Source organism: Aurantimonas sp. A3-2-R12 (assembly GCF_036016755.1).
Lineage (GTDB): Bacteria > Pseudomonadota > Alphaproteobacteria > Rhizobiales > Rhizobiaceae > Aurantimonas > Aurantimonas coralicida_A.
In genome coordinates this window covers 175,777-193,247 of record NZ_JAYXIH010000001.1, presented here as the reverse complement: position 1 = coordinate 193,247, position 17,471 = coordinate 175,777, and the positions used below count along the sequence as shown (strand labels likewise).

10 protein-coding genes are annotated in these 17,471 nt (G+C 63.4%); 5 read left to right on the top strand and 5 right to left on the bottom strand.

Going from position 1 to position 17,471, the window contains the following annotated elements; translation table 11 throughout:
- Window positions 1-36 precede the first annotated feature (36 nt).
- On the bottom strand, window positions 37-2,844 hold the full coding sequence (locus tag VSX60_RS00880; RefSeq protein WP_327622220.1) for an Rne/Rng family ribonuclease: 2,808 nt from the start codon (window positions 2,842-2,844) through the stop codon (window positions 37-39).
- Window positions 2,845-3,595: 751 nt separating this feature from the next.
- On the opposite strand from VSX60_RS00880, the gene VSX60_RS00875 reads away from it, so the two are divergent.
- The 3 genes from VSX60_RS00875 (at window position 3,596) to prfB (ending at window position 8,748) form a co-directional block, all read left to right on the top strand.
- Window positions 3,596-4,882, top strand: coding sequence for an N-acetylmuramoyl-L-alanine amidase (locus VSX60_RS00875; protein ID WP_327622218.1), 1,287 nt, complete (start codon window positions 3,596-3,598; stop codon window positions 4,880-4,882).
- A gap of 168 nt (window positions 4,883-5,050) precedes the next feature.
- Window positions 5,051-7,495 carry a penicillin-binding protein 1A gene (locus tag VSX60_RS00870; protein ID WP_327622217.1) on the top strand — a complete coding sequence of 815 codons (2,445 nt, stop codon included), beginning with the start codon at window positions 5,051-5,053 and terminating at the stop codon, window positions 7,493-7,495.
- Window positions 7,496-7,619: 124 nt separating this feature from the next.
- Window positions 7,620-8,748, top strand: a protein-coding gene (prfB, locus tag VSX60_RS00865) for a peptide chain release factor 2 (RefSeq protein WP_327622216.1) whose coding sequence is annotated in 2 segments (ribosomal slippage) — window positions 7,620-7,688 and window positions 7,690-8,748 — 1,128 coding nt in all. Because the reading frame shifts where the segments join, the coding sequence is not laid out codon by codon here.
- Window positions 8,749-8,781: 33 nt separating this feature from the next.
- Here the strand turns inward: prfB and VSX60_RS00860 are convergent.
- The 3 genes from VSX60_RS00860 to VSX60_RS00850 all read right to left on the bottom strand — a co-directional run bounded on the left by VSX60_RS00860 (window position 8,782) and on the right by VSX60_RS00850 (window position 11,524).
- Window positions 8,782-10,119, bottom strand: a complete 1,338-nt coding sequence (locus VSX60_RS00860; protein ID WP_327622215.1) for a peptidoglycan DD-metalloendopeptidase family protein — start codon at window positions 10,117-10,119, stop codon at window positions 8,782-8,784.
- Window positions 10,120-10,220: 101 nt separating this feature from the next.
- Window positions 10,221-11,048 (bottom strand): ferritin-like domain-containing protein, encoded by an 828-nt coding sequence (locus VSX60_RS00855; RefSeq protein WP_327622214.1) that lies wholly within the window; start codon window positions 11,046-11,048, stop codon window positions 10,221-10,223.
- The gene (locus tag VSX60_RS00850; RefSeq protein ID WP_327622213.1) at window positions 11,045-11,524 is read right to left on the bottom strand and encodes a peroxiredoxin; all 480 of its coding nucleotides are present in this window, start codon (window positions 11,522-11,524) and stop codon (window positions 11,045-11,047) included. Before VSX60_RS00850 ends, VSX60_RS00855 begins: the two co-directional genes overlap by 4 nt.
- 206 nt (window positions 11,525-11,730) lie before the next feature.
- Here VSX60_RS00850 and VSX60_RS00845 point away from each other — a divergent pair, with 206 nt between their 5' ends.
- Complete coding sequence (locus VSX60_RS00845) at window positions 11,731-14,940, top strand: hypothetical protein (RefSeq protein ID WP_327622212.1); 3,210 nt, start codon at window positions 11,731-11,733, stop codon at window positions 14,938-14,940.
- A gap of 21 nt (window positions 14,941-14,961) precedes the next feature.
- Here the strand turns inward: VSX60_RS00845 and tyrS are convergent, their stop codons facing one another.
- Window positions 14,962-16,215: a tyrosine--tRNA ligase gene (gene tyrS, locus VSX60_RS00840; protein ID WP_327622211.1), complete on the bottom strand. Its 1,254-nt coding sequence runs from the start codon at window positions 16,213-16,215 to the stop codon at window positions 14,962-14,964.
- Between the two features lie 101 nt (window positions 16,216-16,316).
- Between tyrS and VSX60_RS00835 the strand changes: the two genes are divergently transcribed.
- Window positions 16,317-17,468, top strand: a complete 1,152-nt coding sequence (locus VSX60_RS00835; protein WP_327622210.1) for an anhydro-N-acetylmuramic acid kinase — start codon at window positions 16,317-16,319, stop codon at window positions 17,466-17,468.
- Window positions 17,469-17,471: the final 3 nt, after the last annotated feature.

The following is a 17,471-nucleotide window of genomic DNA, read 5'->3' as shown; positions in this document are numbered from 1 at the left end:
GGAACCCGCGTTATCGAGAACCGACGGCGCGGGGGCTCAGAAGAACGAGCGCCGCGCCCACCAGCCGGTACGCCGCGGTTTTTCCGCGGTTTCGGTGGTATCCTTCGTCGTGTCGTTGGATGTCACCACCGGCTCACCGGACTCTTCGACCTGGGTTTCACGCACATCGTCATTGGCCGCGGAGGCGGTCGACACCATCTCCTGGTCCGCCATCTCCCTCGGCGCGGCTTCCGGCGTTTCGCGCGAAGCGGATTCCGCGGCCGGAGCGGACTCCGGCGCCGCTGCTGCCAGCTCTTCCCCAGTGCGTTCACCGGATGTCGCGACGGACGTTTCGGCGGACGCGGCATCCGACTCCGCAGCCGCATCCGTGGCGACTGGCTGGAGCGGGGCCGAAGGCGTCACCTCGACGTGCGGCGCGGCAACGGCATCGCCAGCTTCCGCGGCGTTCGCGGGCTGCGCCTCCTGCGCAGCGTCGCCGCCCGCCTCGGTCCCGTCGTCCGCACCGCCGGTCTCGTCACGATTGCGACGACCGCCACGCCGTCCGCGGCGCCGACGTTTGCGTCCCCGATCCGAATCATCCTCGCTTCGATCTGAAGCACGGTCATCGCCCGCCGATTCATCATCGGCGTCGCTGTCGGTCTCCGGCTCGGACTGGTCGCTTTCGGCAGAAACCGTCTCGTCGTCGTTCTCGCCCCGCCGCTTGCGCCGCCTGCGGCGTCTGCGCTTGCCGCCGTCGGAACTATCGGAGTCGGCCTGCTCGCCCGTCTCCTCGATCGTTTCAGGCGACTTGCGGGCAGCTTCCTCGTCAGCCGCTTCGTCCAAAGCGTCGATCTCGGCCGCCGCCACCGATTCAGGATTGACGACGTCGGACAGTATCTCCGGTTTCACCGCCTCGCTGCCATGCTCGATAGCGATGCCTTGATGACCGGCACTCTCATCGGCGGCGAGGAGGATGCGCAGACCGTAATGGCGTTCCAGCTCTTCGATCCGCTGGCGCTTTTCATTGAGCACGTAGAGCGCGGTCGCCGTCTGGATCTTGACGATCAGGTCGTGGCTCGAATGCTTCTGGAGGTGTTCCTCGATGGTGCGCAGGACATGCAGCGCGGAGGAGGAAGCCGATCGGATGTGGCCGGCGCCTTCGCAGACCGGGCAGGGCTGCATTGTGGATTCGAGAACGCTGGCGCGAATGCGCTGGCGACTCATTTCCAGAAGGCCGAAATGCGAAATGCTGCCGACCTGAATGCGCGCCCGATCGCTCTTCAGGCAATCCTTGATCTTCTTCTCGACCGTCCGGTTGTTGCGCTTTTCCTCCATGTCGATGAAGTCGATGACGATCAGACCCGCGAGATCGCGCAGACGGAGCTGCCGCGCGACTTCCTCGGCGGCCTCCATATTGGTCTGGAACGCCGTATCCTCGATCGAGTGCTCGCGCGTCGAGCGTCCCGAATTGACGTCGATGGCAACCAATGCCTCGGTCTGATTGATGATGATGTATCCGCCGGACTTCAGCGTGACATGCGGATGCACCATCTTTTCAAGCTGCGATTCGATGCCTTGGCGCGCGAAGATCGGCGTCTGATCCCGATAGGGCTGAACCACCTTCGCCTGGCTCGGCATCAGCATCCGCATGAAGTCCTTGGCTTCACGGTAACCGGCCTCGCCGGCGACGAGGATCTCGTCGATATCCTTGTTGTAGAGGTCGCGGATCGATCGCTTGATCAGGCTGCCTTCTTCGTAGACCAGGGCCGGGGCGATCGATGACAGCGTCAGATTGCGGACGGTCTCCCACAACCGCATCAGATACTCGTAGTCGCGCTTGACCTCGGGCTTCGTCCGGTTCGCGCCAGCCGTGCGCAGGATGATGCCCATGCCCTTCGGCACGTCGAGATCGCGCACGACATCTTTCAGACGCTTGCGATCGGACGCGTTGGTGATCTTGCGGGAAATGCCGCCGCCGCGCGCCGTATTCGGCATCAGAACCGAATAACGACCGGCGAGGGACAGGTAGGTGGTGAGCGCCGCGCCCTTGTTGCCGCGTTCCTCCTTGACCACCTGGACCAGCAGAATCTGGCGCCGCTTGATCACTTCCTGGATCTTGTATTGGCGGCGCGGGCGGCTCTGGCGAACCGGGACCTCCTCCATCGCATCCTCGGAGCCGATTTCGTCGATCTGCTCCGATTCGTCGCCATTCGCCTCGTCATTGGCGTCGTCGTCGCTTGTCGAGCGGCCACGGCCGCGCCGAGCTCTGCTGCTGCGTCGACCGCGTTGTGATTGACTAGAGGTCGGCTCGTCGTCGCCATCGGAATCGTCGGCGTCGGTCTCCGCGGTGTCGTCTGCCGACTCGCCTTGCGGCATCCCGGCGGCTGCTACGTCAGGCTGATCCCGGTCTTCAGATGATTCGCCGCCGTCGCCCGACGCGGGTTCGCCGTCCTGCGAATCGACGGTTTCCGAGATGCTTTCCTCGTCGTTGCGCTCGGCCGCCTTGTTCCGCGACCCCCTGCGGCTACGCCCACGGCTGGGGCGCGGCTCGTCGGCCTCGTCCTCTTCCTCCTGGACGCGGGCAAGCTCTTCGTCGATCAACGCCTGCCGGTCGGCCTTGGGGATCTGGTAGTAGTCCGGATGGATTTCGCTGAAGGCAAGAAAGCCGTGGCGGTTGCCGCCATATTCGACGAAGGCGGCCTGCAGTGACGGCTCGACCCGTGTCACCTTGGCCAGATAGATGTTTCCCTTGAGTTGCTTCTTGTGCTCCGACTCGAAATCGAATTCCTCGATCCGACTACCGCGGACGACGACGACCCGCGTCTCCTCCGGGTGGGACGCGTCGATCAGCATTTTGTTTGCCATGAATGGACTCCCGGGCGCTCGCGCCGGGCCGTAACGAGGCGTGTGAAGCCTGCGGGACGACTGTGGGGCGCGAGCCCGTAAGGGGCGTGATTCGCTGCCGTTCCTCTCCACGCGGCGACGACCGTCCGGCCCTGGTAGGGCTGGCGATGAACGTCGGGCTATAAGCGGAGGCTGACGACAAAATCACGACCTGCAACAATTGGATGGCCGCTGTAGCGGCCGACGAAACGCGCGGACCGGCTGCTGTTTCGAACAGGGCGCATCCGCATCGTTGGAAAATCGCCTGGAGCTGCGCTCCAGTATCGATTGAAAATCTTCCGAGAAGCTGATGACCGGTGTCGATGCCGTCAAGGATCCAAGTGCCGCAACCCCTGCAACCAGACGCTAGCGTCCACTGGCGGTTCCGCTTTCGACCCGACGACGACACGGTCCTCCCGTCATAGTCAGCCTCGTCTGCGCTTTTATGCTGGCCGAGGGCAAGAAACAAGGGGAACATCGCAATGGGGCGTAGCGCGGTACCGATCTGCCAAGGCCAACGCAAGCTTTGGCCGCTAGCCAAGCGCTAGGACCAAAAAAACTGCCCTGGCGTTGCGGAGCTGGCGATGGGTACGCGCGGGAGCATGGTCGAATCCGATGCGGCTTCCGCCCCAGTCTGATCATCTTTATAGCGTTCGACCGGGCGATGCGGGGTCGAAGGTCGGCTCAGTGCGGCGAGGATTACCAGATGGGAGCACGGGCTGGATCGAGGGGCATGACACGCTTCGTCCAAACACTGGTTTCCGGCTGTCGCGGATTGCTTCCGGTCGCGGTCTTGGCGCTGCTTGCGATCTTGGCCTGGCGGGGGGAGGAGGCGCACGCCCGGGACTTGGTCATCACCGGCATGAGCCAGAGTGCCGAAGAGGGCGAATATTCCGCATCCTTCGTCCTGCGAGGCAAACCCCAGACCCGCATTCTGCGGCTTGCCAATCCCGACCGGATCGCGGTCGACTTCATCGATACGCTTTCGGCCGCTTCCATCGCGGCACCGCCGGACAACGGTATCGTCGAGAGCATCCGCCACGGGCTTGTCTCCAGCAACCGCTATCGCTTCATTTTTCGCCTCAAGCGAGAGGCATTCGCCGCGATCCGGACCGAGGAAAGGCCGGACGGGCAGGTCATTGTCCTGTCGATTCAGCCGTCGGACGCGGCGCAAGCGCCCGTGGCCTCGGTCGAAGCGCCGGGCGCACAGCGCGATGCCACTGATTCGAAACAGACCGCGGCGAAGCCCGAGCGGAAGCTGACGATCGTGCTCGACCCCGGCCACGGCGGAATCGACAATGGCGCGGTGTCAAGCTCCGGCACGCATGAGAAGGAAATCAATCTCCAACTGGCGTTCGCCCTAAGGGATTCGCTGCTTGCCAAGGGTGGCGTCAAAGTGGTTTTGACGCGCGAAGACGACACCTTCATTCCGTTGGACGAAAGGGCTGCCGCCGGCCGTCGGGAGCGGGCCGACCTTTTCATCTCCATCCACGCCGATTCGATTCGCCAATCCGCTTTGCGCGGCGCGACAGTCTATACGCTTTCGGAAACGGCATCGGACGAGCTGTCTCGGCAGGTCGCCGCCGCGGAAAATGCCTCCGACCGCTTTGCCGGCGAGGAATGGCAGAAGGAGAAACCGGATGTCTTCGACATCCTGCTGGACCTCACGCGCCGGGAGACCGTCAGCTTCTCGGAGCACTTCGCGACGTCGCTCGTCCACGATCTGGCCACACGTGACATTCGCCTGATCAATCGACCCAAGCGGTCGGCGGGGTTTAAGGTTCTAAAGGCGCCGGATGTTCCCTCTGTCCTGGTCGAATTCGGTTTTCTTTCCAACCGTCAGGACGAAAAGCTCTTGCAGGATGACGCCTGGCGCGAGGAAGTGGCCGCCGCCACGGCGGATGCCGTGATGAATTTTTTCGGGGGAACGGCACAGGAGGGACGAGGAGGCTGCACGGCGGTCGACGAGTGTGATAAATCGACAACGAAGACGGCAATTGATCGACCGAAAGCCGATTGAGTTCACGGCCTTGCCGCAATTGCCGACAACAAGGTTGATGGATTGAATGCGGGAAAAGGGCAATCCCTCGTCCAGACCGTATTTATAAACCTGCCGGATGGCCAATCGGCGCCATGATCGGGTAGGAGACCGAACCGGAGTGTCGCACCTGGGGCGGACGGAGTTTTTATGATTAGACTGCTCGGCTATTTCTTCGGAATCGGAGCCATCTTCTTCCTGATCGTGGCGGGTGGTTTTGCCTGGTACGTCGAGAAGATGGCGCAGGATTTGCCGGACTATCAGGTGCTGGCCGACTACGAGCCGCCGGTGACGACGCGGGTTCACGCTTCGGACGGCTCGCTCATGGCCGAATATGCGCGCCAACGCCGTTTGTTTCTGCCGATCCAGGCGATCCCAGATCTGGTCAAGAACGCGTTTCTCTCGGCCGAAGACAAGAACTTCTATCAGCATCCCGGCATCGACCTCGAAGGTGTCGCCCGTGCCGTCCTGGTCCTGGCCAAAGGCGGTCGCATGCAGGGCGCTTCGACGATCACCCAGCAGGTCGCCAAGAACTTTCTGTTGACGAACGAGCGCACGCTGGATCGCAAGGTGAAGGAAGCGATCCTTTCACTGCGCATCGAGCAAGCCTATTCGAAGGACAAGATATTCGAGCTTTATCTCAACGAGATCTACCTCGGGCTCGGCTCCTATGGCATCGCCGCGGCGTCGCTGGCCTATTTCGACAAGCCGGTCAGTGAGCTGACGATCGAAGAATCAGCTTATCTCGCGGCGCTGCCGAAGGCGCCTGAGAACTACAATCCGTTCCGCGACGAAGACAAAGCGCTCGAGCGTCGGAACTGGGTCATCGATCAGATGGCCACGAACCAGATTATCACCGACGCCGAGGCCGTCGAGGCTCAGCAGAAGCCGCTGGGCGTCAATCCTCGCTCGTCCGACACCTATCTGGCGGCAGCAGAGTATTTCACTGAGGATGTCCGGCGCGAGATCATCCAGCGCTATGGCGTCGATGCGCTCTACGAAGGCGGATTGTCAGTCCGGACGACGCTCGATCCACAGCTGCAGGCCGAAGCGCGCGCCGCGCTGCAGCGTGGGCTGGTCAAATATGACGAGGCGCGTGGGTTTCGGGGCGCGGTGACGCGGATCGACATTGGAAGCGACTGGGGGCCGGCGCTCGGCAAGGTCGAACCGCTCGCGGACGTGCCCGAGTGGCGCTTGGCGGTGGTTCTCGCCACCGACAGCGACCGGATCAGCATCGGCCTTCAGCCGGCACGCCAGGTCTCCGGCGCGCTCGGCCCAAAACGCGAAGTCGGCACGATCGCGCTCGCCGATATGAAGTGGGCGCTACGGCTGAACACCAAAGAGCGACAGGGCACGGTGAAATCGGCCTCGGATGTCGTCTCGCGTGGTGACGTCGTCTATGTCGAGAGCATCGAGGAAGGCGGCGGCTATCGGCTCCGCCAACCGCCGAAGATTCAGGGCGCGCTAGTTGCGATGGAGCCGCAGACCGGCCGCGTATTGGCCATGGTCGGCGGCTTCTCCTTCGCCGAGTCGGAGTTCAACCGGGCCTCGCAGGCCTATCGGCAGCCCGGATCGTCGTTCAAACCATTCGTCTACGCCGCGGCACTCGACAATGGCTACACCCCCGCGTCCGTCATCCTCGACGCGCCGATTTCACTGCCCGACGGCAATGGCGGTTTCTGGGAGCCTTCCAATTACGGCGGCGGCTCCGCCGGCCCATCGACACTGCGCCTCGGAATCGAAAAGAGCCGCAACCTCATGACGGTCCGCCTGGCCAAGGACATGGGCATGCAACTCGTCGCCGAATACGCGGAACGGTTCGGCATTTACGACAAGCTCTTGCCCTATCTTCCCATGGCGCTCGGCGCGGGCGAAACGACGGTCCTGCGGATGGTGTCGGCTTTTTCGATGATCGCCAATGGCGGGCGTTCGCTCCAGCCCTCGCTGATCGATCGCATCCAGGACCGGTATGGACGCACGATCTACAAACACGATCAGCGCCAATGCCAGTCATGCGATGCGACCCGATATGACGGCCAGCCCGAGCCGGAGCTGATCGACGAGCGCGATCAGATCCTCGATCCGATGACGGCCTACCAGATCACCTCGATGATGGAAGGCGTCGTGCAGCGCGGTACGGCGACCAAGGTGAAGGAACTCGGCGTTCCGATCGCCGGCAAGACCGGGACGACCAATGAGGAGAAGGACGTCTGGTTCGTGGGCTTCACGCCGGATATCGTCACCGGTGTCTTTCTCGGCTACGACAATCCGACGCCGATGGGCCGCGGGGCGACGGGTGGCGGAATGGCTGCCCCGGTCTTCATCGATTTCATGCGTGAGGCTTTGAAAGACCGCAAGCCGATCGAGTTCCAACCTCCGGAGGGCATGGAGATCATCGCCGTCAACCGGAAGTCCGGCATGCGCGCCAGCGGCTCGGGACCCGACGTGATCATGGAGGCGTTCAAGCCCGGAACCGGCCCGTCGGATGCCTACCAGGTCATCGGCATGGACGAGGTCGCGTCGGGTTTCGGCTCCGGCGAAGTCTCGCAGGAAGCCGAGCAGGCCATCGTCCAGGGCGCTGGCGGGCTGTTCTAGCCAAGCGCTGCCATCGGCGTTATAGACGCTTCAAGGGCGGGCCGACCGCCCTTTTCCTTGCGCAAAGCGCCCCGGCGACCGTCGGGGCGGCATTCAAATCACCAGTAAATCAGGAGATTGCGGCATGCGTGCCGAGATCGAGACCATGGTCGACGAAATCAAGCAGGCCATAAGCCTGCTGAGGAGGCATCTTTGACTGGGATCAATCCCTCAAGCGCCTCGATCATCTGAACCAGAAGGCGGAAGATCCGTCGATCTGGGACGATGCGGCGGAGGCGCAGAAGCTGATGCGCGAGCGCCAGCATCTCGACGAAGCGGTCAGCTCCATCAAGCGCCTCGACCAGTCGCTCAGCGATAACGTCGAACTCATCGCCATGGGCGAGGAGGAGGGCGATTCTGAGATCGTGACGGAAGCCGAAAAGGCGATCCGCGGAATTCGGGCCGACGTCGACAAACGGCAGATCGAGGCGTTGCTGGCCGGCGAGGCCGATTCCAACGACACCTATGTCGAGGTCCATTCCGGTGCCGGTGGCACCGAGAGCCAGGACTGGGCGGCCATGCTTTTGCGCATGTATATGCGCTGGGCCGACCGCTCCAAGATGAAGGTGGAGGTTCTCGAGGAACATGCCGGCGAAGAGGCAGGCATCAAATCGGCGACGCTGGTCATCAAGGGCCACAACGCCTATGGCTGGATGAAAACCGAATCGGGCGTGCATCGCCTCGTGCGGATTTCGCCGTATGATAGCCAGGCGCGACGCCACACGTCCTTTGCGTCGGTTTGGGTGTATCCGGTGATCGACGACACGATCCAGATCGACGTGTCCGAGTCCGACGTGCGTATCGATACCTATCGCGCGTCCGGCGCCGGCGGTCAGCACGTCAATACGACGGATTCGGCCGTGCGCATCACCCATTTGGCGACCGGCATCGTCGTTCAGTGTCAGGCCGAGCGCTCACAGCACAAGAACCGCGCAACGGCGTGGAACATGTTGCGCGCGCGGCTCTACGAGGCCGAACTCGAGCGGCGCGAGGAAGAGGCGAGTGCCGAGGCCGCATCGAAGACCGATATCGGCTGGGGTCACCAGATCCGGTCTTACGTCCTGCAGCCTTATCAGCTGGTGAAGGACTTGCGCACCGGGGTGGAGAGCACGTCACCCCAAGACGTGCTGGATGGTTACATCGACGAGTTCATGGAAGCGGCACTGGCCCATCGCGTGCATGGCAGCGACGTGGAAGTCGAAGATATCGCCTGAGAACAGGATGGACGGGCGGGTAAAGGCCGGTCGTCAGCTGAGCGCGCCAATCCTCAGGCCGATGCGACGAAATCGTGCCGGGTCGACGGCTCGGTCATCGCGCCGCACTTCGTAGTGAAGGTGGGGGCCGGTACTGCGCCCGGTGCTGCCGACCTCGCCGATCTTGGTGCCTTTCGCGACGGTCTGGCCCACGCTAACGTCGACCCGCAACATATGTGCGTATCGCGTGGTAATGCCGTTGCCGTGGTCGATTTCGACGAGGTTGCCGTAGCCACCGGCGCGGCCGGCTTTGGTGACGGTGCCGGGCGCGGTGGCCGGGACCGGCGTGCCTGCCGCCGCGGCATAATCGTCGCCCGAGTGCAATCCGCGCCGTCCGAGAAAGGGATCGGAGCGAATTCCGAACGAGCTGGAGAGGCGACTGCCGGGCAGCGGCGCCGAGATCGGAAGGGTCGTCGCCACCAAATGGACCTTCTGCAAAGATGCCAGGGCCGTATCGAGTTCGGCATACGATTCGTCGAAATCATAGTCCACAGGTACCGGCTCGAACGGACCACCCGTGGCAGTCTGCTCATCGAGCTCAGGAACGTCGATCCCGGCCGCTTTCAGTGCCGCGGCGATCTTGAGCGTTCGTGTCCGGGCCGTCTCCGCCATACTCTGTAGATGTTCGATCTGACGAAGTTCGGCGATGTCGATGGAGCGTCCGACCTCGCGGATCATCGCGTCGGCGACCTGGGTCTTCCCGGCCAATTCGGCGGGCGCCGCCGCGGAGGGGCGCAATCCGGTCGTGAGAGCGGCCCGCTCGCCGAGCGAGCCGGTACGGATCGGATCGACGAGGGCCGCAGCGGGCTGCGAAACCGCAGCGCCGACCTCGTCCTCGACGAGCGTGTCGAGCACTCCCATCGGCAAATCCGCCACCTCGAGTCGAGGATTGGGTGTGGGCAGGGGAATCGACGCCAGGGCGACCCCAACCTCTTGGGCGCGTTCATACAAGGGGCGCAGCTTGTCGTAGCGGGCGGTGAGCTCTTCCTGCTGATCGAGAAGCACGTCGACCTTTGTCTCGACGATCTTTTGCGAAATCATCTGTCGGCTAGTGACTGTGTCGAGTTGCGAACGCAGCGATGCGATCCGCTGTTCGTAATCCTGACGGATCTGGGCTTGTCGCGCGGTCAGCCGCGCCGCGATATCGTCTTGCATGAGGAACCAGGTCGGCGCCGCGACAATGGTCAGAGAGATCAGAGCCGCAAAGGCCGTTCCGAGCAGAAGCGACCGTCGCCCCACCGTGAAATGGCGAACCTGTTCGCCGCGGGCGATGATGATGGTGTGAGGCTCGCGGTACTCCCCAAAGGTTCGTCTGTGTTTGCTCGCCGCCATTTCCCGTTCCTCGTTGATGGGACGGAGGCCCAGTCATCGATGAACCGATTGCACACGATTAAGGTTAACGATCCTTTGCCTGTTGCTCACAATTCCGCTTCTCAGCTGGAAAGCGGCGATAGCGAGCGATAGAAGGTTGGGGTCAACCCCGCTTCGGATCGGGCGCGATCGTTGAAGGGCGCTTTTACCTGGCCGCGGAAACTCGCGCGAACGAGTTCTTGAAAGCGCTCGGCGGGATCGCGCCGTTCCCGGGCGCAGAGGAACCGGAACCACTTGGCGCCGATCGCCACATGCTTTTTCTCGTCGCGATAGATGATTTCCAGGATGGCCGCGGTGCCGGCGTCGCCGACACCTTCCAGTTTTTCCAGAAGCGAGGGCGTCACATCCAGCCCCCGCGCTTCGAGGATCAGCGGAACGACCGCGAGGCGGGCGCCGAGATCATGCGCTGTCGCTACCACGGCCTCCCACAATCCGTCATGGGCGGGCAGGGCGCCATAGTGGGAGCCGAGGGCTTCCAGCCTTCGCGCCAACAGGCGGAAGTGCTTGGCCTCTTCCAGCGCGACGGTCATCCAGCCATCGAAGAACGAGCGCGGCACCGCTTCGCTGGCAAAGCGGGCGACGATGTCGAGCGCGAGGTCGATGGCGTTCAGCTCGATGTGGGCAATCGCGTGGATCAGAGCGATGCGGCCCTCGACCGTGTGCACGGAGCGCCGTTTGACCTTGCGCGGCGAAACGAGAATCGGGGCGGCCGGGCGGCCGGGCCGATCTGGCAGCGCAGGATCCCCAGGAGCGTGCAGGCCTATGCGCCGGCCGAACCAGAGGCGGCAGGCGAGGTTGGTGCGCTCCACCTTGGCGTCGAGGTCGCTTTCGCGCAGCGCTTCGATGGTCGCTTGCCGAAGCGTCGAGGGTTCCTTGCTGGCTCTGCTCATGTCGAGGATGCGAGTTGGCGCGCGGCCTCCAGCACCTCCTCGGCGTGCCCCGGCACTTTCACCTTCTGCCAGAGCCGAATGATCGTGCCGTCCGGACCGACCAGCGCGGTGGTGCGTTCGACGCCCATGTAACGGCGGCCATACATGCTCTTCTCGACCCAAACCCCGCAGGCATCGAGCAGCAGCTTTTCCTCGTCCGACAGGAGACGGACGGTTAGATTGTGCTTGTGCTTGAATTTGCCATGCTTTTTGACCGTATCCGGCGAGACCCCGAATACCGGGACACCGAGGGAATCGAATTCGCCCTTCAGCCGCGAGAAATCAACAGCTTCAACCGTGCAACCGGACGTATCGTCCTTTGGGTAGAAATAAAGAACGAATGGTGTGCCCTTCAGATCATCGCGTGAGACGATCTCCCCCTTGTCATCCGGCAAGCGGAATTCGGGGCAGGTATCGCCGGCTGAAAGTGCCATCATGTCGTCCTATTGAGTTCAGGGGCCTGAGAAATCAGCCTTGGGATGTTTTGTGAACCTTGGCTGCCAGAATTTTTTATCAATATCTCTATTGTGTTGGAGCAGCCATGCCGCCCTCGACGCATCTTCAGGAGCGAGAATGAGCATCTTTTCGCGTGGGAAGGCATGGCGACAATGCGCGCTGCGTTCGGCACGCGTGTGATTTGCCCATGAAAACCGCGATTCGGATTGTCGCCGGGCTTGCCAGTCTCGCCATATTCGTTGTTCTGGCGCTCGCCATCGCCATTAGCGCACTGCTGTGGACCGATCGCGGCAAAGACTTGCTGCGTTGGCAGACCGAACGGATCGCCTCGGCGTTTGTCGGGCCAGCCTTCTCGGTTGAGTTCGGTCGCCAGCAGGTCGGATTCGGTCCGGCGGGAACTCTTGGTATTCGCTTTTCCGACGTCGCGATCAAGAATCGGCGGACCGGTCAAGCGGTTGGAACCGCCGGCAGCGTCCGGGCGGGTGTCGGCCTGGGCGCGCTCTTTGGTGGGGGGCTCGCCGTCGATCGCCTCTCAGTCGAGACCGTGCGTCTCGACTCGTCTGTCTTCGACCATCTGCTGTCCGGCAAGGAGTTTGCGGCAGAAGACCTCTTTATCGCTCTCGACCGACCCTTCGTCGCGATCGAGGCCATTGGGTTGCGCCGTATCGAGGTCAGCGATCTTGCCGTGCTTGGCCGGGACGCAGACCGACTTGAGAACTTCGAGATCGCGGCTGACGCCTCGGGCCAATTCACGATGGACGCCAAGGGCATCGTCGCCGCGCACGCACTGGCCTTATCCGGGACAGCCAAGCTTGATCCGAACCGGCAGCGAATTGTCGAGTTCGCGGCAAGAACGTCCGAGCAGGAACTGCGGTGGGGCAGGGTGCCGGCGAATGGGGATGACGACGCGCTCGGGCTCGTGTTGCCGGCAAGCTTCGCCGTTTGGCTCGCCACGACCGCGTCCGGCCGCCGCGTCACCGCGAGCGTGAACGGTCATGACGGCCGGATCGTTGGCAAGGCCACGCAACCTGTGGCTTCGGTTAGGGGCAGCGTCAGCCTTGCGGAAGGCGAGGACCACCTGACGATCAGCGATGGGCGCGTCGATTTCGGGACGGCCGAGGCGGAGTTCGCTGGCCGGATCGCTCTGATCCCGGACGGTTCCGGGCGCCATCGCCTGGAACTTCGCACCACTCGGCTGGCCTCGACGGCAGGACGCTCTGATGTGGCGACATCGGCGTCGTTCAAGGCGGTGGGAGCAGTACATTTCGGTGGGGCGTACGTCGCATTGGATGAATTGTCCCTGAAAACCGATCGCGGCGAACTGGCCGGAACCGGCGAACTCACCGGCCTGAATCCCGCGGACCGGGTTCGGCTGGAACTGACCGCAACTGCGCTGGCGGCTGCGGACATCAGAGCGTTCTGGCCGTTCTTCATCGCCGGCAAGGCGCGCGACTGGGTGCTGGCCCATGTTGGAGAGGCCGGATCAGTGCCGACGGGTTCGCTCGCTCTGGATATCAGTCTTGCGCGGCTTGCCGAGATCGCAGTGCCGGACGAGGGACCAATCGGGGATGAAGTGCGGCTTGCGCTCGATTTCGAGGATGGCACCTTCGCGACGATCGGCGACATGCCCGCAGTCGAGACCGTTTCCGGAACGCTGGACTATCGCGACGGTACGACGCTGATCACGGTCGCGGCAGGAAGCATCACCGGCTTTTCGAGCCTCGACATCGTGCCGTCGTCGTTGGATTTCGTTCGGGCGGACCATGGCGTGGCCGCGTCACTGTCCCTCAATCTCGTCGGCGATGCGCCGGCGCTGCTTCGGCTGGCCGACCGCGGGCCGGTGGGGGCTTTGCGAAAGTTCGGCTGGCGGAGCGACGACGTGACCGGCCGAGCGAAGGTCGGGGTCGGAGCGGCATTTCTTCTCGGTCAACCGGCGCCGGAACAAGAGCGGCTGGAGAGCTGGTCGGTCTTCGCCGATCTCGATGGGGTCGACCTCAAACGCCAGATCGACGGGCGCGAGATCAAAGCCATCTCCGGGATGGTCACACTTGCCCCCGGCGCGGCCATCGGAGACATTGCGGCTGCGATTGACGGGATTCCCGCCAGGGTGGAATTCTCTCAGCCGATCGGGCCGAACCCGATCGGCGAGGCGACGCTCGACGTGACCGCGCGATTGACCGACGACGAAGTTCGCGCAGCGTTGCCGATGCTCGGCGAGATCGTCGATGGCCCGCTGTCGGCGCGTTTGACGCGCGTCCAGGACGGATTTCACGCCCGGCTCGATCTCGGGACGGCACGACTTGACATGCCGGCGGTCGGCTGGAGCAAAGGTCCGGGTGTCCCTGCAATGCTCGCTTTCGATCTGAGCGTATCGGGCGAACAGATCTCGATGCGCAATGTCGAATTGTCGGGAGAGGGTTTCTCGGCCAAAGGCAGCATCGAAGCCGACAGCTCCGGTCTCAGGAGCGTGACGCTGGATAGTGCGGCTCTAAATCGGGGCGACGACATCTCCGGACAGCTCATACGCGGCGACGAGGGGTATGTGCTCGACATGACCGGGCGCAGCCTGGACGCCCGTGCGATGCTCGATCGGCTTCGCCGGGAAGGCCTGGCGGCGAAACCGGGCCAAGCGAGTAAAAGCAAGGCCGTCGACGCCACGATCGTGCTCGAGCGCTTGCTGGGTTTTGACGGTGAGGAGTTTCGGGATGCAACAATTCGCTACAAAGCCGGGGGAGCGATTTCGCTTTCAGCCCACACCATAGCCGGCCGTTCGATCGAGCTCGCCGTCCGGCTACGCGGGGCGGATCGGATGATCAGTCTTGCCACCGACGACGCGGGATCGCTGCTCCGATTCGGTGGGCTTTATGGGCGCATGCAGGGTGGCAGCGCACGCTTGCAGCTCTCGGGATTGGCATCAGGTGGTTTTAGCGGCGCTTTGACGCTGCAAGATTTCACCTTGGTGGATGAACCGAGATTGGCAAACCTGGTCGGGACCACGCGTGCCGGGAGCCAAAGCTTGGCGGGCGCGATCGGCCGCGACCTCGAAGTGTCGCGAGCCTATTTCGACTCCGCGTCCGTCGGCCTTGCCTGGGAAGGCGGCCGTCTTGTTGCGCAGGATGGCATTCTGCGCGGCCCGATCTTCGGCTCGAGCTTCGAAGGCACCATCTACGACTCTCGCGAGCAGATCGACATATCCGGCTCGTTCATGCCGGCTTACGCAATCAACCGGTTGTTCGGAGCCCTGCCGTTTGTCGGCGGCATTCTGGGCAACGGGGCCGAGGGCGCGCTGATCGGAATAACCTACCGATTGGCTGGCGCCTTCGGCGATCCGACTTTGACCGTCAATCCGATATCGGCGATCGCGCCGGGGATATTTCGCAGGATCTTCGAATATTAGCTCCTCGGAGGATCAGACGCTTCAGGCGACCGGCCGCACGAGAACGTGCTTTTTGCGCCCGACCGACAGTTTGGCCACGCCTTCGGCGAGGTTCTGCGGTCCCACCATAAGCCGCTCGTCAGAAACCGACACGTCGTTGAGGCGAACCGCGCCGCCCTTCACATGCCGCCGCGCCTCGCCATTCGATGCCGCAAGCCCAGCCGACACGAGCAGCGACAGAAGTCCGATGCCGGATTCAAAGGACGCCGCCGACACCTCGATCGTCGGCAATGTGTCGGCCAGCGCGCCTTCCTCGAAGGTCTTGCGGGCCGTCTCGGACGCCTCGTCGGCGGCCTCGCGCCCATGCAGCATCGCCGTGACTTCGTTGGCGAGGCGCTTCTTCGCCTCATTGATTTCCGACCCGCCAAGCGCTTCCAGCCGCGCGATCTCGTCCATCGGCAGCGTCGTGTACAGCTTGAGGAAGCGGCCGACGTCGGCGTCCTCGGTGTTTCGCCAATACTGCCAGAAATCGTAAGGCGAGAGCATGTCGGCATTCAGCCAGATCGCGCCGCTGGCGGTCTTGCCCATCTTGGCGCCCGAAGCGGTGGTCAGGAGCGGCGAGGTGAGGGCGAACAGCTCCGCCCCATCCATGCGCCGGCCAAGGTCGATGCCGTTGACGATATTGCCCCATTGATCCGAGCCGCCCATCTGCAGCCGGCAGCCAAAGCGGCGATAAAGCTCGACGAAATCGTAGGCCTGCAGGATCATGTAGTTGAATTCGAGGAAGGACAGCGACTGCTCGCGATCGAGCCGCAGCTTGACCGAATCGAAGGACAGCATCCGGTTGACCGAGAAATGCCGTCCGACGTCCCGCAGGAACGACACGTAGTTGAGGTCGAGAAGCCAGTCGGCATTGTCGACCATGACGGCATCGTTCGGACCCTCGCCGAAGCGGACATAGCGCTCAAAAGAGCGCCTGATCCCGGCAAGGTTCTGCTGGATTCCCTCCACGGTCTGAAGCTTGCGCGCTTCGTCCTTGAAGGACGGGTCGCCGATCATGCCGGTGCCGCCGCCCATCAGCGCGATCGGGCGATGGCCGGTCTTCTGCATCCAGTGCAGCATCATGATCTGCATCAGCGATCCGACATGGAGGCTGGCCGCCGTCGGGTCGAAACCGATATAGCTGGTGACGGTCTCGGTGCGAAACAGCTCATCGAGGGCGGAGTCGCCGGATGTCTGGTGAATGAAGCCGCGTTCGCAGAGCGTCGCCAGAAACTCGGACTTGAAACCGGTCATGGGATAGTGATCCTGAGAGGTTCATGGGAACGCTGAGGTTCCTTCGTTCGTCGAGAGCCGTTTACCAGCCCTGACCAACAATTCCAGATGCGGAGCCGATTTTGGCCGAAACGCCCCAACGCCGAGCGATCGGCCTGATGAGCGGAACCTCGCTTGACGGGATCGACGTGGCGCTCCTCGACACCGACGGAGACGGCCTCGTGAAGCGCGGGCCGGCGCGGGTCTATGAATATGACGCCGCATTCCGGCGCCGTCTCGCCGAGGGGCTCGAAACCGCGAAGTCGATCATCCGCCGGACCGATCGTCCCGGTGATCTGCAAGCCTTGGAAACCGAATTGACCCGGCGCCACGCGGAGGCGGTGCGGCGCTTTTTCGCAGACTGCGACGTCGACCCCGCGACTGTCGACATCATAGGGTTCCATGGCCAGACCGTGCTGCACCGGCCCGACAAGGCAGTGACAGTGCAACTCGGGAACGGTCAGCTGCTTGCGGACATGCTCGGACTGCCGGTCGTCTTCGACATGCGCGCGAACGACATGGCCGAGGGCGGGCAGGGCGCACCGCTGGTTCCCGCCTATCATGCGGCGCTGGCGAAGAATCTGGCGCCCGAATGCCGGGAACTCCCGGTTGTCTTCGTCAATATCGGCGGCATTTCCAACGTCACCTATCTCGACGGCGAGCATGACCCCATCGCTTTCGATTCCGGTCCCGGCAACGCCTTGCTCGACCAGTGGCTGGACCGCGAGGCGGGAATTCCCTTCGACCAGAACGGCGCGATCGCCAGCGAGGGCGGCATTTTGTCCGCGCTTTCCGAACGCTATCTGTCCGCCGAATTCTTCGCGCAGGCGGCGCCGAAGTCACTCGATCGCTTCGATTTTGCCGTTCCGCCGCCCGGCGTCGGCTCGCTGGAGGACGTCGCCCGCACCCTCTGCTTCGTCAGCGCGCAAGCCATTCTCAAGGCGGCCGCGCATTTTCCCGAACCGCCGAAACTGTGGATCGTCTGCGGCGGCGGGCGGCGGCATCCGGCGATCATGGCCGATCTTCGCAATGGCGCCGCGCCGCATGCTCGCGTCGTCACGGCCGAGGAGGTCGGCTTCGACGGCGACGCAATGGAGGCGGAGGCCTGGGCCTATCTCGCGGTCCGCTCGCTCGACGGGAGGCCGCTGACATGGCCGACGACCACCGGCTGCCGCGAGCCGTCGAGCGGCGGCAGCCTCGTGCGACCCGCCTTAAGGCGGGTCGCGTCGGTGTGACAT